At 38.5% G+C, this 19,348-nt stretch carries 19 protein-coding genes and 1 other RNA gene; 13 read left to right on the top strand and 7 right to left on the bottom strand.

Going from position 1 to position 19,348, the window contains the following annotated elements; all coding sequences use genetic code 11:
- Position 1: 1 nt before the first annotated feature.
- Positions 2–460, bottom strand: coding sequence for a division/cell wall cluster transcriptional repressor MraZ (mraZ, locus tag PARC_RS03240; RefSeq protein WP_007582904.1), 459 nt, complete (start codon positions 458–460; stop codon positions 2–4).
- 496 nt (positions 461–956) lie between these two features.
- Between mraZ and PARC_RS03235 the strand changes: the two genes are divergently transcribed.
- Genes PARC_RS03235 through PARC_RS03225 form a run of 3 tightly spaced genes read left to right on the top strand, consistent with a single transcriptional unit; the run spans position 957 to position 2,001 of the window.
- Positions 957–1,295, top strand: a complete 339-nt coding sequence (locus PARC_RS03235) for a hypothetical protein (protein WP_010554292.1) — start codon at positions 957–959, stop codon at positions 1,293–1,295.
- A 6-nt stretch (positions 1,296–1,301) separates the two neighbouring features.
- Positions 1,302–1,748 carry a threonine/serine exporter family protein gene (locus PARC_RS03230; RefSeq protein ID WP_010554291.1) on the top strand — a complete coding sequence of 149 codons (447 nt, stop codon included), beginning with the start codon at positions 1,302–1,304 and terminating at the stop codon, positions 1,746–1,748.
- 10 nt (positions 1,749–1,758) lie between these two features.
- The gene (locus PARC_RS03225) at positions 1,759–2,001 is read left to right on the top strand and encodes a hypothetical protein (RefSeq protein ID WP_010554290.1); all 243 of its coding nucleotides are present in this window, start codon (positions 1,759–1,761) and stop codon (positions 1,999–2,001) included.
- A gap of 3 nt (positions 2,002–2,004) precedes the next feature.
- Here PARC_RS03225 and PARC_RS03220 read toward each other — a convergent pair whose 3' ends face one another.
- Positions 2,005–2,979 carry a glutathione S-transferase family protein gene (locus PARC_RS03220; protein WP_010554289.1) on the bottom strand — a complete coding sequence of 325 codons (975 nt, stop codon included), beginning with the start codon at positions 2,977–2,979 and terminating at the stop codon, positions 2,005–2,007.
- Positions 2,980–3,000: 21 nt separating this feature from the next.
- Complete coding sequence (locus PARC_RS03215) at positions 3,001–3,843, bottom strand: pirin family protein (protein ID WP_010554288.1); 843 nt, start codon at positions 3,841–3,843, stop codon at positions 3,001–3,003.
- 201 nt (positions 3,844–4,044) lie between these two features.
- Here PARC_RS03215 and PARC_RS03210 point away from each other — a divergent pair, with 201 nt between their 5' ends.
- Together PARC_RS03210 and PARC_RS03205 are read left to right on the top strand one after the other, a co-directional pair.
- Entirely contained in the window at positions 4,045–7,149 is a 3,105-nt protein-coding gene (locus PARC_RS03210) for a bifunctional diguanylate cyclase/phosphodiesterase (protein ID WP_010554287.1), read from the top strand.
- A gap of 89 nt (positions 7,150–7,238) precedes the next feature.
- The gene (locus PARC_RS03205) at positions 7,239–8,126 is read left to right on the top strand and encodes a LysR family transcriptional regulator (protein WP_010554286.1); all 888 of its coding nucleotides are present in this window, start codon (positions 7,239–7,241) and stop codon (positions 8,124–8,126) included.
- A 3-nt stretch (positions 8,127–8,129) separates the two neighbouring features.
- On the opposite strand, the gene PARC_RS03200 is transcribed toward PARC_RS03205, so the two are convergent.
- Positions 8,130–9,083: a YihY/virulence factor BrkB family protein gene (locus tag PARC_RS03200; RefSeq protein WP_010554285.1), complete on the bottom strand. Its 954-nt coding sequence runs from the start codon at positions 9,081–9,083 to the stop codon at positions 8,130–8,132.
- 117 nt (positions 9,084–9,200) lie between these two features.
- On the opposite strand from PARC_RS03200, the gene PARC_RS03195 reads away from it, so the two are divergent.
- The gene (locus PARC_RS03195; RefSeq protein WP_010554284.1) at positions 9,201–10,280 is read left to right on the top strand and encodes a mechanosensitive ion channel family protein; all 1,080 of its coding nucleotides are present in this window, start codon (positions 9,201–9,203) and stop codon (positions 10,278–10,280) included.
- A gap of 517 nt (positions 10,281–10,797) precedes the next feature.
- Here PARC_RS03195 and PARC_RS03190 read toward each other — a convergent pair.
- A complete protein-coding gene (locus PARC_RS03190; protein WP_010554283.1) occupies positions 10,798–11,817 on the bottom strand; it encodes a helix-turn-helix transcriptional regulator in 1,020 nt (339 codons plus the stop codon).
- Between the two features lie 253 nt (positions 11,818–12,070).
- On the opposite strand from PARC_RS03190, the gene PARC_RS03185 reads away from it, so the two are divergent.
- The 3 genes from PARC_RS03185 to PARC_RS03175 all read left to right on the top strand — a co-directional run bounded on the left by PARC_RS03185 (position 12,071) and on the right by PARC_RS03175 (position 14,205).
- Positions 12,071–12,937 (top strand): hypothetical protein, encoded by an 867-nt coding sequence (locus PARC_RS03185; protein WP_010554282.1) that lies wholly within the window; start codon positions 12,071–12,073, stop codon positions 12,935–12,937.
- A 267-nt stretch (positions 12,938–13,204) separates the two neighbouring features.
- Positions 13,205–13,531 (top strand): hypothetical protein, encoded by a 327-nt coding sequence (locus PARC_RS03180; RefSeq protein ID WP_010554281.1) that lies wholly within the window; start codon positions 13,205–13,207, stop codon positions 13,529–13,531.
- A gap of 155 nt (positions 13,532–13,686) precedes the next feature.
- Complete coding sequence (locus PARC_RS03175; RefSeq protein WP_010554280.1) at positions 13,687–14,205, top strand: HD domain-containing protein; 519 nt, start codon at positions 13,687–13,689, stop codon at positions 14,203–14,205.
- A gap of 324 nt (positions 14,206–14,529) precedes the next feature.
- Here the strand turns inward: PARC_RS03175 and rnpB are convergent.
- Positions 14,530–14,892, bottom strand: an RNA gene (gene rnpB / locus PARC_RS03170) — RNase P RNA component class A.
- A 42-nt stretch (positions 14,893–14,934) separates the two neighbouring features.
- On the bottom strand, positions 14,935–15,792 hold the full coding sequence (rsmI, locus tag PARC_RS03165; RefSeq protein WP_010554279.1) for a 16S rRNA (cytidine(1402)-2'-O)-methyltransferase: 858 nt from the start codon (positions 15,790–15,792) through the stop codon (positions 14,935–14,937).
- A gap of 61 nt (positions 15,793–15,853) precedes the next feature.
- Between rsmI and PARC_RS03160 the strand changes: the two genes are divergently transcribed.
- From PARC_RS03160 to dolP, 4 genes are read left to right on the top strand one after another with little or no spacing between them, the layout of a single operon-like run.
- Positions 15,854–17,731, top strand: coding sequence for a penicillin-binding protein activator (locus PARC_RS03160; RefSeq protein ID WP_007582872.1), 1,878 nt, complete (start codon positions 15,854–15,856; stop codon positions 17,729–17,731).
- A gap of 19 nt (positions 17,732–17,750) precedes the next feature.
- Positions 17,751–18,122, top strand: coding sequence for a YraN family protein (locus tag PARC_RS03155; protein ID WP_010554278.1), 372 nt, complete (start codon positions 17,751–17,753; stop codon positions 18,120–18,122).
- 32 nt (positions 18,123–18,154) lie between these two features.
- Positions 18,155–18,748: an SIS domain-containing protein gene (locus PARC_RS03150; RefSeq protein WP_002957968.1), complete on the top strand. Its 594-nt coding sequence runs from the start codon at positions 18,155–18,157 to the stop codon at positions 18,746–18,748.
- Positions 18,741–19,307 carry a division/outer membrane stress-associated lipid-binding lipoprotein gene (gene dolP, locus PARC_RS03145; protein ID WP_007582867.1) on the top strand — a complete coding sequence of 189 codons (567 nt, stop codon included), beginning with the start codon at positions 18,741–18,743 and terminating at the stop codon, positions 19,305–19,307. Before PARC_RS03150 ends, dolP begins: the two co-directional genes overlap by 8 nt.
- Positions 19,308–19,348: the final 41 nt, after the last annotated feature.

The following is a 19,348-nucleotide window of genomic DNA, read 5'->3' as shown; positions in this document are numbered from 1 at the left end:
GTTAGAGTGTAAAATTATCTAAATCTTGGTTAGGTTCAAAATCGCCAAGCCTTTCAAGCTCAGTATCTTGCTGCATTTGCTCGTGCCAACGCGCCTCATCCCAAATTTCAAATTTATTCATCAAACCAACTAGCATGATTTTTTTGCCAAGTGATGCATGAGCCCTCAGTGACGGCGCAAGCAAAATTCGACCATTTTTATCAAGTTGATATTCTGTAGCATTCCCGAGCAACATACGCTGCATTCGACGGGCTCGTGGGTTCATATTGGAGATTTTAGCTAAACGGCTTTCTATTTCTAGCCACTCAGCCAGCGGATACAACCATAAACACGGCTCATTTAATGCGACGGTACAAATAACCGTTCCCTGATCTTCAGACAATAGAGATTCTCGGTACTTAGTCGGTACCGCAAAACGCCCCTTATCATCCAAACTCAGTGAACTCGCGCCACGAAACATAAAAAACCTACTTTAAAATTGTTTTATTCAACTTTTGTTTATTTTTATCCAGTGTGATCCACTAAAAACCACTTTTTACCACAGTGCTCCAGTTTAGGGCTTGACAAGCCATTTTGTCAAGTAAGCTGACCAGCTTTAGTAAGTCCCAAAGCTAGAAAAAATAAGGGCTCAAGCGAAGCGTTTGAATTACGTGGGAAAAAGTGGGATTGTGATGAAAAAAATATCTATTCTGTTTTTTATAACTTTCTGTTTACACGCTTTGCTTACTGAATAACCAATGAATATTTACAACTTTTTAAGCATTTTTACTCCCTTTGTAAAATTTACCTAACCGTGTAGTAATAGTTACGGTTTACTTTAAATCACCAAATATGAAAAGTTATACATAAACAATAAAAACCAATAAACTCAACAACTTAAAATAAACAACAGTTTTGGTTTAATCATTGCATCATCTAAATCACTATTTAAATTTTTAACTTATTAAGGATTGATTATGGCTACTGCAACAAATACGAAACCAAACACAACTTCAGATGTTAAGCCTGACGTTAAACTAACAAATACTGAATCACCTCTTACAGAGAAAGCAACATCAGCAGCGCACGATGCGGTAGATGCACTTTCTAGCAAAGCAGCAACAGCTGAAAGCAGTGTTCGTAAAGGCGCTTCGAGTTCAGCAGAAGCACTAAGCGAAAAACAACTTATTGCACGCGAAAAGTTAAGTGAATGTACAGCTAAAACCCGTGCATTTGCTTCTGAAAATCCATTAGCAACCGCGGGTATTGCTTTTGCTGCGGGTATGCTGATTACATCACTATTTCGTCGTAAGTAATCAGTGATGAATAACCCACAAACAAGCGCAGCCAAGGATGGTGAAGCGCAAAACCAAACAACTGAGCAGCAGAGCCAAAAGGACGATTGGCAAGATCATATTGCAAAGCTTTTAGAGTACTCTAAGCAGCTCAAGGATGATTACCAAACTCAAGGAAAGATCACCCATCAGCTTGCTAAAGCTGAATGGCGGTTATCGCTTAGATCGCTTGCATTGATCACTATATTTTTAGGCTGTTTTGCCAGTGGTTTGGTTTTGTTGTGGGCAGGAGTATTAGGTGCTGTTGGATACGGTGTATATGATCTTTTTGGGTCAGTATGGCTAAGTATTGCAACAGCTACTTTGCTGCAAGTTGCTTGTTTAGCATGGCTTTGGAAAAATACGGTTTACCTAAGCAATAAAATTGGCTTTAGTAAAACACTTAAAAGCTTAAAACAACTGTTTAACTTATAAGGAAATTAATATGTTGGTTAACTACTTAATTAAAGCACCTAATGAAAACGTTGATGCTCTGAGTAAGCAAATGGATACGCGCAGCGAGTTGAAACGCCAACATCATGCGGCATTTCAATATAGACTTAAGCGTTTTGCCGCAACTAAAGTGGGACTAACAAGTGCCTTTTTAGCCGGCGCAGCTGTACAAACAGGGAAAGGCGAAACCAGCTTGGTAAGAAAATACGGCTGGCTTGTTAGGCTGTTTGCTTAAACGCTAAACATTTCTACCGTGATCAGATAAGTAATCAATACTTGGACCACTTGGCACAACTTGTGTTGGGTTGATCATTGTGTGACTAAAGTAGTAATGACGCTTAATATGATAAAAATCAACTGTCTCTGCTACTCCCTTAACCTGATATAGCTCTCTAAGGTATCCGCTCAGTGCAGGATAGCTTTCAATTGTGCGTAAATTACATTTAAAATGACCAACGTACACACTATCAAACCGAATGAGAGTGGTGAATAATCGCCAATCTGCCTCTGTGAGGTTATCCCCTGTTAAATACCGCTGTTTGCTCAGTATCCCCTCTACTGTATCGAGTGCTTTAAATACATCATTAAATGCCTCTTCATACGCATCCTGAGTTGTTGCGAACCCCGTACGATAAACACCATTATTTATATTTGGATAAATCAGTGCATTTAATTCGTCAATTTTTGGTTGCAGTGCCTCAGGGTAGTAGTCATCGTTATTACCTGTTAACTCATTAAACGCACTATTGAACATACGTATAATATCGGCAGACTCATTACTGACAATTTTATTGAGCTTTTTATCCCACAGTACGGGAACGGTTACTCGCCCGGAGTACTTTGGATTATTTTTTGTATAAACTTGATGTAAGTAGTTACTATTAAATAAAGCATCACCAGTACTGTGGTTTTGCGTATCAAAAGCCCAACCACTATTAAGCATATCAGGACTAACAACCGACACCGTAATTAAGTCTTGTAACCCTTTTAATGCTCTAAATATAAGCGTTCGATGCGCCCAAGGACACGCAAGTGACACATATAAATGATACCTGTTCGCTTGAGCTTTAAAACCGGCCTCGCCCGTTATTCCAGCGCTACCATCTGCAGTTATCCAGTGACGTAACTGCGCCGTTTCGCGTTCAAACTTACCGTTACTTGAATCTGTGTCGTACCATTTATCTTGCCATTGACCGTTAACTAATAATCCCATAAAACTCTCCTAAAAATACCGTTAAATTTTGCCAAACTCACCGTTTTGATAATCACGCACTGCTTGCTGTACTTCTGCTTGCGTCGTCATTACAAACGGCCCCATATGAGCAATCGGTTGATTAAGTGGATCGCCTGCTAAAACCAAAACACCAGCGCCGTGCTCAGAGCTAATATTGATGTCACTGCCTGGTTCCAAAATAAGTAACTTGCCCGCTGGTATTGTTTGATTGTCGCTCATTATTAGTGAGCCGCTATGAATATAAAGCATTACTTTTTGTTGGCTAAGAGGCTCTAAATAGATGTTTTTACCAGCGGGTAATGTAATATCAGCGAGCGCCGCATTAGCCGCTAAACTTTGCAGAGCGCTTGTAAGCGTTTCACTTTCGAACTGCCACGATCCCGCAAGTGATTTTAACGTCACACCTTGCGTATTTGTAAAACTCGGAGCTGGGTTTTTAGTAGTATCTTGATAACGTGAATCACGCATTTTTTCTGCGCTTGGCATGTTGATCCAAATTTGAAAGCCATGCAGTCCATCTACAGCATCCGCGAGTGGCATTTCACTGTGCATGACGCCGCGCCCTGTACTCATCCATTGCACATCGCCTGCTTTAATTGCTTCTCTGTTACCCATTTGGTCACGATGTTCAAAGCCACCTTTTAGAATATAAGTAAACGTTTCAATACCTCGGTGCGGATGCTCAGGAAAGCCTCCCATATAATCTTTTTTGTCGTCTGACTTAAGTTCATCAATCATTAAAAAGGGATCTAAATATTTACCATCAAACCCAGGTATACGGCTAATACTCACACCATCGCCATCTTGAGTTGCATAAGCTGTAAGTATTTTTGATATTTTCATTTATTAATTCACTCTAAAGAATAAGTTTATGAGGTTATTAAATCATCCATTAAACAAAACAACTATGTCTTTAAATCGACCTTAACATTCCAAAAAATAGAACTATAATGATTCATTGGTTACATTTTCAACCTTATAATTACTATGGTTATTTGGAGTGAATTTGGCTACAATTGTTATTGCAAAATACAAAACTAAGGAATGGTTATTTTTACTTATTCTCTCAAACATCAGCTTTATCGTTTACTTATATTGCTAAGTATTCCGGGCACCGCTGTAATTATTTTTACACTGCTGCTTGAACGCGATCACTCTATTGAGCAAAGTGAAAAAAAAGTAGAAAATATTGCTAAGCAATTAATTTTACAGCAAAAGCACTTAGTCGATGATATTGACCGTTTAGCGCGTTATTTGGCTAAAGAGGAAAGTAAGAAAGAAAATTTAGCAACGACCTGCCCTAATTATTTTAATCAATTTAGATCTATTTACGCACATGTTGCCAATATCGGGATTATAGATCCAAATGGCATTGTTATATGCACAACAAGCGGGTTAGCCAAAACAATTAATATTGCCGATCGGGCGTATTTCCAAAACGCCTTAAAAAGTAACCAATTGTCGGTAGGTTATTTTCAGCACGACCGAAGTCTGCAAAAAAACACCCTTAATTTTGCGTTACCTATTATTAATAAAAAAAATGTAATTCAGGGCGTTGTAGTTATCGTTGTTGCGCTTGACTGGTGGAACAATGCTTTTAATGACATTGAACTTCCGCCAGGCTCTATTGCTGCAATTGCTGATTCTAACGGAAAAATTTTAGCGCGTTATCCACCTACAACGGCCGCGCTTGGCGATAATATTGCACAGACTTTATTAGCAACTGATTCTTCGATTGATAATGAGGCATCAACAAAAATAAAATCTATTGAAGGTGAAGCCCGAATGCTTCACCACTCTGTTATTTACAGCGATCCAAGTAATAACAGCTTAAATATACATATCGCACTTCCTGTCACACATGCTTTAAAGCAAATAAATAATAATTTTTTTATAGCGATTGGTGTGTTTATTTTATCGCTGCTGATACTGTCTTTAATTGCACGTAAACTACTTAAAACCAGCATTATTGACCCAATTAATAATCTAACAAATGCAACAAACGTATTGGCTAAGGGCGAGATGCCCGCACAAAAAATACAACCCAATAATCCAGAGCTAAATACTCTCTATCAGCGTTTTAAATCAATGGCGCAAACTCGGTTAACAGCTGAGGCTAATTTAAAAAACAAGCATGATGAGCTTACTAGCTTGCTTAATACTCTGCCCGATAGTTACGTTAGAATTAACATCCATGGCGATATTCTCAACATAACAGGACAGTTTAAGCCTCAAGTAAATCCTAACAGCACTGTAGTACCTCATTTATCATCAATACTTTCACACAGCAATGTTCAGCTTTTGTTATCGCAGTTATCTAAACTTGATGTTTCGAGCAATTTAGAATTCACACTCGAAAAATCAGATCCTAAACGCAGCTTTGAAGCACGTATTAGCGCAATGCAAAGTAAAAATGAATACGTTGTTGTGCTACGAGATATAACACAACGAAAAGTAAATGAAGAAGCACTCCACCTTGCCTCACTAGTGTATAACAACAGTAGTGAAGGCATGGCAATCACCGATCCAACGGGCATTATATTTGATGTAAATCCTGCGTTTTGTAAAACGACTTTATATAGTAAAGAAGAAGTTATTGGCCGGTCCTCTTCAATTCTTTCATCAGGAAAACATGATAAGAATTTTTACAATAAAATGTGGTCTGAATTACAGCAAACAGGCCGCTGGCAAGGCGAGGTTATTAACCGTAAAAAGAACGGGCAGCTTTACTCTGAGTGGCTCACAATCGATACTATTTATGATACAAACAACGCACCTATTCGTCGTATCGCGATATTCACAGACCTCACAGAAAAAAAACAAGCTGATGAAACCATTTGGCGACAAGCTCATTTTGATCACCTAACTGACTTACCAAATCGTTTAGAGTTAAAGGAGCGATTAAATCAACGATTTTCAAATGTTGTTACTCCAGATAATCAATTGGTTGTCATGCTTTTAGATATTGATCACTTTAAAGATATTAATGACACATTAGGCCATCACTATGGCGATAACTTATTAAAACTCGTATCTCAGCGTATAGTCCAGTCGGCAAAAAACGCTGAGTTTGTGGCACGAATTGGGGGAGATGAGTTTGTTATTGTATTTAGTCACATTAAAAGTACGCGCCATATTAATCAAATTGCGAGTAATATTTTACTTAGTCTATCGTCAGCTTTGCATCTTGAAAACGAAGAGTTATTTATTAGTGCAAGCATAGGCATTGCTTGCGCTCCTAATGATGGTGAAAATACTGAACAGCTTTTAAAGGCAGCCGATCAGGCTATGTATAAAGCAAAAAGTAATGGTCGTAACTGTTTCGAGTTTTTCTCTGCTGACATGCGCGAATATGCACACGCGCGCATGGTGCTATTAAAAGACTTACGAAGTGCCATAGAACTTGAACAGTTTGAGTTATTTTATCAGCCCATAGTTGCTTTAAATGATTTACATATTCATAAAGCTGAAGCGCTTATTCGTTGGCAACATCCCGAAAAAGGCCTAATTAGCCCTATCGCATTTATCCCACTTGCTGAAGAAACCAGGCAAATAAATGCAATTGGTCAATTTGTATTTGCCCAAGCTTTGCAAACACTTAACGATATAAAAACACTAACCGATGATACTTTTCAAATAAGTGTAAACGTATCGCCAGTGCAATTATCCACGCCAGAGAGTGGCATAGATGAATGGTACGATATGCTAAAAGCAGCAAAACTACCTGCTTCGTCAATTGTCGCAGAAATAACTGAAGGCTTAATGGTTAACCCTGAAGCACTTACGCAAAGACGCCTAAAAGAAATAGTAAAATCAGGTATGCAGCTTGCTCTTGATGACTTTGGTACCGGGTATTCGTCGCTCGCTTACTTACAAGAAATGGACACCGACTATTTAAAAATAGATAAACGTTTTGTTGATAATATTCAAGTAGGCAGCCAAGAACTTGCATTGTGTGAAGCCATCATTGTTATGGCGCATCAGTTGGGCTTAAAAGTAATCGCCGAAGGAATTGAAACTAAATTACAAATGCAGCTACTACTTGAAGCAGGATGCGATTACGGTCAAGGTTATTTATTTTCAAGACCTTTAAATAAAAGCAGTTTTATGGCACTTCTAGCTGATAAAAAAGTAGCTTTGTTAAAATAAATAGACAAAAAATCACTGTTACGCAATAAATAATGCGTCTGCGCGGTCAAGTTAAGCAATCAGATATAAAGTAGTAACAGGATTTAAAAATGGCAAAAGCAACATTAGAGCAATGGCGAATGTTTAAAGCGGTTGTGGATCATGGCGGGTTTGCAGGCGCAAGCGCAGCTGTACATAAAAGTCAGTCAACCGTACACCATGCTGTGCAAAAACTTGAAGCCGCCTTGCAAATTAAGTTGCTTGAAGTAAAAGGCCGTAAAGCATTTTTAACCGATAGCGGTAAGCTAATTTTACGCAGAGCCGAGTTTTTAATTGAAGAAGCGACTAAAATAGAATCGGTAGCAAGTACGCTAAGCGAAGGCGTAGAAAGCACGTTAAAAATAGCTGTTGATGAAGTTTTTCCACACGCTATTTTATACCAAGCACTTGCTAAAACGAGTGAGCTTTACCCTCTTTTAAAAATTGATTTAGTAGAAAGCGTGCTAACAGGTGCAAACGAATTACTGCATAACTCAGTGGTTGATTTAGCTATTTCGTCAATTCCTATTTATGGAATTAGCTGCAGTACATTATGCGATATAGAGTTTATAGCGGTTGCGCATAAAGACCATGTATTACACCAACATACTGAACAACTCAACTTTCGTGATTTAAAGCTACATAGACAAATAGTAGTGCGCGATTCAGCAACCCACACCAGTCACAATGAAGGCTGGCTAGGTGCTGATATGCGCTGGACAGTCAGCCACTTACGTAACTCTATTGATATGGTTAGTCAAAATTTAGGTTACGCTTGGCTGCCAAAAACACAAATTGCACACTTAATTGAAGATCAAACCCTCATCGCACTTAATTTAGACCAAGGTACAACCCGCACTCTTAATTTATATTTAATGTGCAACGACAACGACAGGCTTGGTCCTGCAGCACAAGAATTTAAAGAGCAAATTACTGCACTTACTAATTTAGCTAATTAATACCTATTCGTTTTTTACATCGAGGTGATCTGCTACATAGGCGCCTCGTTGCCCACGCTCTTTAGCCGGCCCTACAGTGCTATCTTTACCTGTTTGCTGCTCAGTAGCTGCATTAATTACAGCACCTAATGTGATTATATAAGCGCTAATATACAACCACATCAGCATAATCACTACACCACCTAGTGAGCCATACGTTTCGTTATAACTAGAAAAACGCGACACATAAAAAGAAAAACCTATAGATGCCAAAATCCAAAGCACAGTAGCAATAGACGACCCCATTGTGATCCAACGCCATTTAGCCGGTTTACGATGTGGGGCATAACGATATAAAAGTACCAATGCAAAATTAAAGGTAAAAGCCAATAATGGCCAAGAAATGAGTTTAATTAATAAATCTATACTTTCTTTTAGTCCCACTAAATTAAGTACAATAGGTAAAATACCAATAATTAATAGCGCAAAAATTGCGACTACAATCGCTCCTACCGAAAATAGAAAGCGCACTAGTTGAGCCTGAAAAAATGAACGTTTTTCATATTCACGATAACTAATATTACATGCAGTAATAAGTGCTTGGCTGCCCTTTGAACTACTCCAAATAGTAAGTATGAGCGTACCAATTGCACTTAAGCTCAAGTTTGCACTTGAGGTTTTAGCAAGGCTAGAAACCTGAGATAAAATCAGTTCACTGGTGCTTGGTGGAAGCAAAGTAACTATTTTACTTAAGTGCTCACTTATATCTGTTGGGGATGAAAAGTACGCATACACTGATACCATCGCCGCAATGGCTGGAAAAATAGCAAGTAACGCATAAAATGCCACACCGGCTGCCACTATAGATAAGTTATCTTCACTCATTTGCTTAAAAATACGTTTAACAATATCCCACCAACCTATAAAAGGGATATGTGCAGGCTGCTCTGCTTGCTGTCCTCGTTTAGCTTCTTTCATTCTAAACCTCAATATTTGTATTACGTTACTACAGCAAAATATTTGCCAAGTTATAAGCATTTGGTACCAAACTTGCTAATATTTATCTATAAATGACTCTAACACGGAAGATAAGCCATGCTCGGTACCCTAAAAAGCAGTGTAGCGCTAAATAATACAACACCAATAACTGACGTGATCAAAGTTGATACACTTTCGTGGAATTTCTTTTATGAGCAAGGCGTGCAATTACTTCACGTAACAGCGCAAATATTACCCACTCTTTTACTCGGCATAATGCTTTTAGTACTCAGTTACTTAATTTCAGGACCACTTTCTAGATTACTAATCAAACCCATTGACTATATGACTGACAGCAAGCTTGTTCACCTAGTTATAAGGCGCAGCATAAGCACCCTAATAATTTTATTTGGGGTATATTTATTTTTACGTTTAGCAGGGCTTACTCAGTTTGCTGTTGCTATTATGAGTGGGACTGGGTTAATAGGTTTAATACTCGGCTTTGCTTTTAGAGACATAGCAGAGAACTTTATTGCTAGTTTATTACTGAGCGTACAAAGACCTTTTAAAATTGACGATGTAATTGAAGTGGATGGCCGATTAGGTATTGTTAAAAAAGTAACCGCAAGAGCAACCACGCTTGTTGATTACGATGGCAATCATATTCAAATACCCAATGCGACTGTATATAAAAATACCATTAAAAACCTGACTGCCAATCCAAAAATGCGCGGCAAAGTAGAAATTGGTATTGGCTACGATAACGATATACGCAGCGCACAAACCCTCGCCCTCGATATTGCCAATCAACAAAATGCAGTACTTAGCGACCCACCCGCGCAGGTTTTAATAAAAAACTTAGGCTCATCTACTATTAACTTCGTTTTGTATTTTTGGGTTAATAGCGAGCAGCACAGTCCATTAAAAGTAGCCTCCCAGCTTATGCGCGAATTAGTCAATGAGTTCACAAAACAAAACATCAGCATGCCTGATGACGCACGAGAGAGAATTATACTCACCGACCCTAATGAAAGTGCTTCTAGCTTAGAGGAAAAACAACCATCGCAAATACAAAGCGAAAAAAGTGAAACTGTTGAGCAAACTAAAACGCTTGATGATGTAAGTAGTGATACTGACGAAATACGTGAACAAGCAGAGCAATCTCGCGATCCAGAACAAGGGAAAAATATTATTTAATTTCTTTACGTCGCACTAATATGTATTTATACATTAGTGCCTTTAAAACACGCACTTTAGTAATTTCGAAGTATGAGTTGCATGCTTTACAGCCTGGCTACGTGGTTAAGCGTAACTTAGCTATTTTTACTTTTGACCGCTTCGACTGAACTACTCAACTTTTGCACTGTAGCTTCAAGTTCTACTATCTTTTTGTTTTGGGCGTAACTTGAAAACCAGCTAGTAATAATTATTAAAAACACCAGAATGGACAATCTTCTGGTTTTTACTTTCAAAAATGTTTCTAAATTTTTAGCTTCACAAATACAAGACATCGCTTTCTCTCATTACCTTAATTATCTCGAATTAATAAGGTAATGGGAGAAAGCGACAAAATAGGTCGCGTCTTTTTTTATTTTGAAAGTTCAAATTTCCTGCAGGGAGGGTTTCGAGTTACTGACCGACAATGATTGCTAAGTAACTCGAAGTCACTGATGAAATTATAATGCTCAAAGCGCTAAGATAGTACAAATGGCTATTATTTGACCTCAACTCCATACTGACCCAATGATTTTATCATACGCCTAATAACTCTGGATTTTAGCTGCTTTGGTGCCTTTACAATAATCTGGTCTGATAAACCCATAAGCCAGTTCTCTAATTCCAAGGTATGAGGCAACTGAATAGAAATATCGATCCAATCATCTTGAGTAATCGAATTAGCAAAAGCCTTTTCGTCACTAACTTTCTGGCTAACATTAATGACTGATTCTTGGAATAGCTCTTTGGCATACCCTTTTACTGTGAGTTTCACATCAATTAGCTCTGCATTTACCAATATACCCACTGCACCTGTTTGAATGTATTTTGAAGTATCAAAGTCAGTATCGAACGTTTCATTTAACAGCTTGGCGCTATTAACCCGATGAAAAAGAAGATGCCTAGGTTCTTCATAATCATAAAAGTAGCAAATAAGAACCAACTTAGTGTCTCTTACCACCATCCCTATTGGTGAAATAAGGTGAATAGAATCCGAGTTCCCGTAAGTTATTTCTAATTTACGTTGCTCCAGTATTCCTTGAGTTATTAGGGATTTAATTTCAGTATTAATATTTAATGGTTTAAAAGCCAAAACATGTGGCAAGTTCGCAATTTTCGAAGGCCAAGAGTGCAATGATTTAGATCTCACAAGCGTATCTTTTGATTTTTTAAAAATTGCATTAAGCTGAGAAAATACCTCTTTAGGAAAGTAATCTTCAAGGTGTTGCTCGACTAGCTGAAGTGATAAAGCTTCCTCAGCAGAAATAGAAGGTAAGAAAATATCAGAACGTTTTCTAGAATAAGACCATTTGTACCCGTCAGGCGAGTCTGAACTTACTAGCCCAAATAAGTCTGCTACTTCCACTAAGTCTCGCTCTACAGTTCGTTTTGTGACTGTAAAACCTCTATTTTCAAGGCCTAATTGTAAAATTTTGGCTGTTGTCCACCTAGGAGTAATAGGGATAAGTTGCATCATATTAATAATGCGAGGGAGAGTCTTTCCTTTAGCCGTTGGCATCAACTTTGAGCTCATATTATAACTTAAAATTATAGATATATTATCATAAATTAAATGATAACAGCAGGTTAGCCTATGGTTGTAGATAGGGCATTTCACTCTTTTTATATATAAAAGAACTTTTATAGCAGAATGCTTTGGGTTAATCTGCGTGCGATAACGATGATCTAGAAGTTATTTAAAAGCCCCGTAACCATGTTTTTAAGCCCCCAAGCTTCTCTAGCATTTAATAAACACTTAGCAAGGAAACTTAATGAAAGCAGACTTTCACATTAGAAGCTATGAAAATAGTACGTTGTACCGCTCATTTGAAAGTGATGAATTATCAATCCCCCCTAGTCAAAAAATAAAATACATCGTTCCAATAAATACCAACGATTCTATAAAAATTAAGCAAATGATATTAGCTTATAAAGTAGCAAATAATGGTGTTACCGATAAACACTCTAAGCCGCACTGGATTTATGTTGATGATATTTTGAAGGTTAACAACAGCGATGAAGAGTTATTTGCCGTTCAGTACGAAGGGCATGAAAATCACAAAGATTATGCCGAATTTCCTACAGAAAAAGTGGCTACTGAGTTATTTGATACTTTGACTCAGAGAAAATGGCAGTCTTTAAATTGTTTGACCCATACATTAATCGATAAAAAAGCATATCAATTAAGTAAAAAGCTATCTCAACACTTATTGGATTTTTATCATGAAAATAAACCATCAGCTATTGACGAATACGACCTTGAACAAGATTTGTTAAAGAATAAAGCAATTAAAACAGACCTTGGCTGGCAGATCAAAATCAATGACTACCAAATCAACTTTCTTTTAAAAGAGTTAAGTGAGGATGATCACCCCATAGAAATTAAAAAACTGCGTGCGCAACATCAAGATGAGTCAATTGTTTACTTGAATTTAGACCGTCGAGACTTTGATATTAAGTTAGGTTTGCAAGCGTCTGTAGATGACGACACGCTTATTTCAGAGCCTCACGATGTCGAGCAATTTGTAGCAACTGCTAATATGTTAATTAATGGAGGCTCCGTAGAGTTATTCGTTTTCGCTCTCAGAAAGCCTGATTCAAATAATGCATGGGTGGGTTCCTTAAACCTACTAAGTTGAGTAACTGAATGACCAATATTTAATATAAACAACATTGCGACTTATTCTGTCGCAAGTATTTTATATTATGAACATGTGTTGTTTCCGTGAGGGAGCAGAAGAAAAAGTGTGAGAAACTTTTTCATCATGGCCTACTAGATGTAGGCCTTTTTTTGATCAAAAAACGCTTAACTATAGAGGAAGGAGTAGTTAGTCTAAAAATGAATGAGACAATGAAATATTTAATTTACTACCCATAATTAACTAGCCAAAACATCCATAAGAGCTATGAGGTACCACATAAATAATTATAACTTTATAAAACGCAGCAAAATTACTCCCCTTAAGGATTTAAAACTAGTAAAGCGACCCAGTGGTGGGTTTCGCAAACACCCTTCGAACTTTTTTAAGCGAAATTGCTTAGATAAATTTGAATCTAAAGGCACTCAAGACCTTGCTGATAAAACAAACATAGAAATCGAGACTCTAAAACAATTTATGGTAGCTAACTTGGCTGTTAACTCTGTGCTAGCCGACAAACTAGAAAAAGCGACTAAAATTAGCGCTGCAACTTGGTTGGAATTACAACGTCAATATGATGAGTATATAAAATAACTCTTACTTGGGTGGCTAAACAAGACTAACCACTTTCGAGATTAAGAAGCTACTTTCATAGTGTTATTTTACGCTGATAAAAAGGTTGATCTGGGTTACTTTTACCGTGGATTCTCAACTATGACTTTAGTTTATATTACTTTAAGGTTGCTAAAATGAGCTCAAACAAGCTTTTAATTAAATCACTGGATCTGGCTTCAAAATATCATGCGCAGCAAAAGCGAAAGTCAGATGAGTCACCCTATATAAATCATTTGATAGAAGTGGCAGTCCTACTAACTGATATCGCTGAAATTGATGAAAACGATGAGCTATGCGCCGCAATACTGCATGACATTTTAGAGGACACTGATATTACAAGAGGGGAGATTTATAAAACCTGTGGTAATCGTGTTCTGGAATTAGTAGAAGCCCTTACTGACGATAAATCGCTATCTTTAGAGGAGCGAAGAGAAGAAACGCTTAAAATGCTTCCGAGTAAGTCAATCTCGGTAAAGCGTATCAAATTAGCTGACCTGTGCTCTAATGCTTGTACAATACCTTCTGGTTGGTCACCTGAACGCAAGGTAGATTACTTTTTCTGGTTAGATCAGGTTGCTGACATCTGCGCAATATCTAGCCTCTCGCTGTATAATGAATACTTGAAAAGAAGAGCTGAGTATTTCTCTAAATAGTGCCCTCAATTTAGCTATTATTTTTATTTAAAATGAAGATTAGCCAGATAAACCTGTCACTTTGGGGTTTAGTTTCACTTTTACAAACGGGTGTTAAACTTTGCTCAGTAATTTACTTTTGTAAGCCCTTAAATTTAACCAGTGCCGCTAAAGCGGTGCCTACAGCATAACCCAAACACAAAATTTGATCAGTTTCAGCCTAAAATCTGAAACCTGTTAACTCAAAAAAGCATTAATTTGACAGCGGAGACTGAGAGTTGAACACTTATTTTATTTACAACCACAAAAAAGCCCGCAGCGTTAACTGCGGGCTTTTTATTGAATGAGTGAGTCAGCCGTATAAGCCGGGTTTTGTCCTTTCCGAAGAAAGTGATAATCATTCGTCTAGGCCATAAATCGCTCTATGGCTCAAGCAACCTACCCGGTTCCAACGTGGGCCACGCCATAAGGAACCCTATTTGGTCTTGCTCCGAGTGGAGTTTACCTTGCAACCGACTATTACTAGCGGCCCGGTGCGCTCTTACCGCACCCTTTCACCCTTACCAATCGAGATTGGCGGTCTCCTCTCTGCTGCACTTGTCGTGGGCTCACGCCCCCCAGCCGTTAGCTGGCACTCTGCCCTATGGAGCCCGGACTTTCCTCCCCCTGATCATTTTCGTCACAGGCAGCGATCATCTTGGCTGACTCGGCGCGCAGTATACATGAGGCTAATACCAAGCGCAGTAAAATTTACTCTTTTTCTTCAATAATTGTTTTGTATAGAGCGTTTTTCTTCATACCAAAGTATTCTGCAACCACACCACAGGCCTTTTTCATTGGCATTTCACTTTCAAGCAGTGCCAGCATTTTGCGCGCTTCAGGCGGAACATCGTCTATTTGCTTTGGTTTGCCCGGAAGCATAAGCACTATTTCGCCGCGCTGCTTGGTAGGATCATCAGTTAAAAACTGTTTAAGCTCACTTACACTACCATTAAAAAATGTTTCAAAGGTTTTGGTTAGCTCTTTAGCAAACACAACTTGCTGCTCATCACCAAGGGCTAGTGCTAAATCATCAAGGCTTGCCATAATACGGTGCGTACTTTCGTACATTATGCTGGTAATGCCTGAGTTAACAGCTTCGGTAAAAAAGTCTTGGCGAGCTTTGCTTTTAGCTGGCGTAAAACCAATAAACTGAAAGCGGTCAGTTGGTAAGCCTGAACAACATACGGCTGTAATTGCAGCACATGCACCTGGAACAGGTGTAACATGAGCACCTTGTTCACGACACAGATTTACAACAGCGTAGCCTGGATCACTAATTAGTGGTGTACCAGCGTCAGATACTAAAGCAATATTTAAACCTTGATTAAGTTGATCAATAATTTGTTGTGCTTTTTGCTTTTCGTTGTGGTCGTGTAATGCAAACGTTTTTGCCTTAATTCCAAAGTGGCTAAGTAGCTTGCCGGTATGGCGAGTGTCTTCAGCAGCTATTAAGTCAACTTGCGATAATGTCGCAATGGCACGGTGACTTAAGTCGTCATAATTGCCAATTGGGGTGGCAACAATGTAAAGAGTGCCAATTTTCTGTGAATTCTCCTCATTTAACATTGAGGTCTCCTGCGTCAGTCAGTAATATAAGCAAATCGCGTTAACGTATTGGGAAATCATTGTGCGACTTAAACTAGTTAGTCTATTAATTATATTGTCAGGGTTATCGGCGTGTAGCACAACCGAAAAACCAACTAAAAACAGCGATAACGTAAGTAACCGCACTAATGCACTGCAAAATCAGGCAACCAGTGCGCAATCTATCTATCAATTGGCGCAAAACCGCCAAGGTGCCGATAAAATACAGTTATTGTATAGCGCCCGTGATGCAGCAATTAGTGAGCAAAACTGGCCTTTATTAGAGATAATTGGTAATGAGCTTGAATTAACCGCAAGTGTTGATCAAATCCAGAACCGTCTTTATATTGCATTTGCACAAAAACAACAGAATAAAAATGATCAAGCTTTGGTTATTTTACAGTCGCTAGACGGACAACTGACTCAACCTGAGCATTTTGCTTGGCATCAGTTTTTAACGGCCAGCATTTACGCATCGCAAAATTTTCCTAAAAAAGCTGCACCCTACTTTTTTAGAGCCTCTGAAACAGCAACAAAAAATAATATAGAAATCCCTCAACTTAATCAAAATTTGTGGGATAACTTAAAGCAACTCTCTTCTTACGCGCTTGAACGCTTTAACCGTGGTTCGGTTATTCAGCAGGGGTGGGCTAACCTAGCGTTATATCATCAAGTATATGCAAGTAGTGGCGTAGAGTTAGATCAAGCGATCAACAATTGGCGCAGACGCTATATTGGGCATCCGGCTTTTACTGTATTACCTGAACAAGACGAAATGCTTACTGAACTTGCTCCTATCAATATAGAGCGCTTAGTTGTGCTGTTTCCACAATCGGGCCCTAACGAACGTTTAGGTGATGCCCTTAAAGCTGGCGTATTAGCTGCACTTGATACGCAAAATATCAACGACACTATTTTTATTGATGAAAACCTAAGTACAGAAGAAATTGCAGCGCAACTTGAAGAAATAAAGCCTGACTTTGTAATTGGTCCTCTACTTAAAGCAAATATTGATAAACTAGCTAATGCGCAAACTCTTATTGATACCCCGGTACTGCATTTAAACACCTTTGATGGTGAGCGAATTTCGCTTCAGCATTATTACTTTGCACTAAACCCTGAGCACGAAGTACAACAAGCCTTAGAACACTTTTTAACTAAGGGCTATCAAAAACCTATGTTGCTTGCACCAAATAACGCAAATGGCCAACGCTTGGTTGATTACTTTAACTTACAGTGGCAACGCTATAGCGAAACCAAGCCGCAAATAGGTTTTTATAACGATAAAAAAGATATGCCTAATACAATTACCAGCTTGTTAGAAGTTGATAAATCAAAAGAGCGCATAAAAACGATTAAAGCACTATTTAAACAGGAAGTAGAAAACGAAACCCGTTCGCGTAGTGATATAGACGTTATTTATATTTTGGGTGATGCAATAGAAACACGCTTAATTAAACCTTACCTTGATGTAAACGTAAGTACATTTGCAGATCGTATTCCACTTTATGCCAGCTCTAAAAGTCATAGTAAACAAATTGACAGTACTGACAAAGGCGACTTAGACGGCCTATACTTCACTGAATTGCCGTGGATGCTCGATTCGCAAATTAAACAACATAACTTACGCCAGCAGTATGATTCGTTATGGCCAGAGCAAGTAGATATTAGCCAACGCTTATTTGCAATGGCGTACGATGCTGTATCAATATTACATGACATCAGGCAGTTAAGCGTAATGCCAGGCAATCAATATAGTGGTTTAAGCGGTAAGTTATCTGTTAATACCAGCGGCCATATAGAACGCACGCTCGACTGGGCTCAATATACAAACCGTCGCATTAAGCCTGTGCAATTAGAAACACAACGCCCTGTACCATTGTTTATGCAATCAGCGGGTGACATACAAACTATCAATTAAACTTAATTAAGGGGGCGGCATGTCGTGGTTTAAAGAGCTGTGGCACAATAGTCGCGAAAAAGGCCAGTATTATGAGCTTGAAGCGCAAAAATACTTAGTTACTCAAGGGCTAACACCCATAGAACGTAATTATTACTGCCCCTTTGGTGAGCTTGATGTCATTATGAAAGAAGGCGATACCCTTGTATTCGTTGAGGTTAAGTTTCGCAAAAATAATGCTCGTGGCGGTGCCAACTATGCGCTTAGTCCACAAAAACAAGCTCGATTAAAACGTAGTATTTATCATTACTTAGCAGCTAAAAATTTAACTAACCAAGCTCTAAGAATTGATTATGTAGCCATTACAGGAGAAGCATCTCCTAATATTAATTGGCTTAAAAATGTATTTTAAACGCAAATACAAAGATAAATTATTGGTAGGCTATGCAAGACACAATTAAAGAAATTTTTACAGAAAGCATTCAAGTTCAAATCGCTGCTGGTGAAGTGCTACCTAGTGCGCTTGAGTCAGCTGCATTTACTATTGCACAAAGTCTGATCAACGGAAATAAACTCATTTGCTGCGGTACTGCAAATTGCCACATGCTCGCTCAGCATATGGCGGGTGTGTTGGTTAATCATTATGAAACCGAACGTCCCTGCTTACCTGCAATTGCTCTATCGCAAGAAAACGTTAATCTGGGGCAAAGTACTCAAGTGGACGATCACGATACATTTGCTCGCCAAGTCCGCGCTTTTGCCCAACAAGGTGATTTATTGCTTGTACTGGCTATAAACGGTAACGAAAAACATGTTATTTCTGCCGTTGAAGCTGCACTAACTAAAGATATGAAGGTCATAGTTATGGTTGGTGATGATGGTGGCGAGTTGGTAGGCCTACTTGGACCTAACGATGTTGAAATTAGATCGCCATCTAAACGCCCTAGCCGCATTATCGAATCCCATTTAGTTAACTTACATTGTTTAAGCGAACTTGTTGATTTAACGCTTTTCCCTCAGGATGAAAATTATGTTTAAACGCTCTCTTATTGTTTTAGGTACTGTTGTATTACTGCAAGGCTGCGCAGCCGCTGTTGTTGCAGGTACAGCCAGTGCAGTAACTGCAGCGAACGACCGCCGTACTATTGGCTCTCAAATTGACGATAACAATATTGAAATAAAAGCCAGTATTGCACTTAGCGAAGTAGAACGTCTTGAAAAGTTTGCCAATATAAGCGCTGTAAGCGTTAACGGTATTGTTTTACTTGTTGGCCAAGTATCTAACGAAGAAATGAGAAACGAAGCGCAGCGCACCATTGAGGGCGTTTCAGGTATTCGTAAAATACATAACCAAATTCGTATTGGCTCAAATACTGGCATTACTACACAAACTCACGACTCTTGGCTAACTTCTAAAGTCAAAGCCCAGCTACTAACAGCAAAAGACATTAGCAGTAATAACATTAAAGTAGTGACAGAAAATGCTGAAGTTTTTTTAATGGGCTTAGTATCTGACTCTGAGTCAACTCAAGCTGTAAATATTGCCCGCAATGTTTCTGGCGTAGAGCGTGTAATTAAAGTATTTGAATACTTGTAAACACAAAATACAGACATAAAAAAACCGCTTATTCAGCGGTT

Source organism: Pseudoalteromonas arctica A 37-1-2, from assembly GCF_000238395.3.
Classification (GTDB): Bacteria; Pseudomonadota; Gammaproteobacteria; order Enterobacterales; family Alteromonadaceae; genus Pseudoalteromonas; species Pseudoalteromonas arctica.
The sequence above is the reverse complement of the archived record's forward strand: the minus strand, read 5'-3'. Positions and strand labels throughout refer to the sequence as shown.

Bases quoted from the DNA above. Each gene is read 5' to 3' on its own strand.
- mraZ (WP_007582904.1), bottom strand. From the start codon at position 460: ATGTTTCGTGGCGCGAGTTCACTGAGTTTGGATGATAAGGGGCGTTTT.
- PARC_RS03235 (WP_010554292.1), top strand. From the start codon at position 957: ATGGCTACTGCAACAAATACGAAACCAAACACAACTTCAGATGTTAAG.
- PARC_RS03230 (WP_010554291.1), top strand. From the start codon at position 1,302: ATGAATAACCCACAAACAAGCGCAGCCAAGGATGGTGAAGCGCAAAAC.
- PARC_RS03225 (WP_010554290.1), top strand. From the start codon at position 1,759: ATGTTGGTTAACTACTTAATTAAAGCACCTAATGAAAACGTTGATGCT.
- PARC_RS03220 (WP_010554289.1), bottom strand. From the start codon at position 2,979: ATGGGATTATTAGTTAACGGTCAATGGCAAGATAAATGGTACGACACA.
- PARC_RS03215 (WP_010554288.1), bottom strand. From the start codon at position 3,843: ATGAAAATATCAAAAATACTTACAGCTTATGCAACTCAAGATGGCGAT.
- PARC_RS03210 (WP_010554287.1), top strand. From the start codon at position 4,045: ATGGTTATTTTTACTTATTCTCTCAAACATCAGCTTTATCGTTTACTT.
- PARC_RS03205 (WP_010554286.1), top strand. From the start codon at position 7,239: ATGGCAAAAGCAACATTAGAGCAATGGCGAATGTTTAAAGCGGTTGTG.
- PARC_RS03200 (WP_010554285.1), bottom strand. From the start codon at position 9,083: ATGAAAGAAGCTAAACGAGGACAGCAAGCAGAGCAGCCTGCACATATC.
- PARC_RS03195 (WP_010554284.1), top strand. From the start codon at position 9,201: ATGCTCGGTACCCTAAAAAGCAGTGTAGCGCTAAATAATACAACACCA.
- PARC_RS03190 (WP_010554283.1), bottom strand. From the start codon at position 11,817: ATGCCAACGGCTAAAGGAAAGACTCTCCCTCGCATTATTAATATGATG.
- PARC_RS03185 (WP_010554282.1), top strand. From the start codon at position 12,071: ATGAAAGCAGACTTTCACATTAGAAGCTATGAAAATAGTACGTTGTAC.
- PARC_RS03180 (WP_010554281.1), top strand. From the start codon at position 13,205: ATGAGGTACCACATAAATAATTATAACTTTATAAAACGCAGCAAAATT.
- PARC_RS03175 (WP_010554280.1), top strand. From the start codon at position 13,687: ATGAGCTCAAACAAGCTTTTAATTAAATCACTGGATCTGGCTTCAAAA.
- rsmI (WP_010554279.1), bottom strand. From the start codon at position 15,792: ATGTTAAATGAGGAGAATTCACAGAAAATTGGCACTCTTTACATTGTT.
- PARC_RS03155 (WP_010554278.1), top strand. From the start codon at position 17,751: ATGTCGTGGTTTAAAGAGCTGTGGCACAATAGTCGCGAAAAAGGCCAG.
- PARC_RS03150 (WP_002957968.1), top strand. From the start codon at position 18,155: ATGCAAGACACAATTAAAGAAATTTTTACAGAAAGCATTCAAGTTCAA.
- dolP (WP_007582867.1), top strand. From the start codon at position 18,741: ATGTTTAAACGCTCTCTTATTGTTTTAGGTACTGTTGTATTACTGCAA.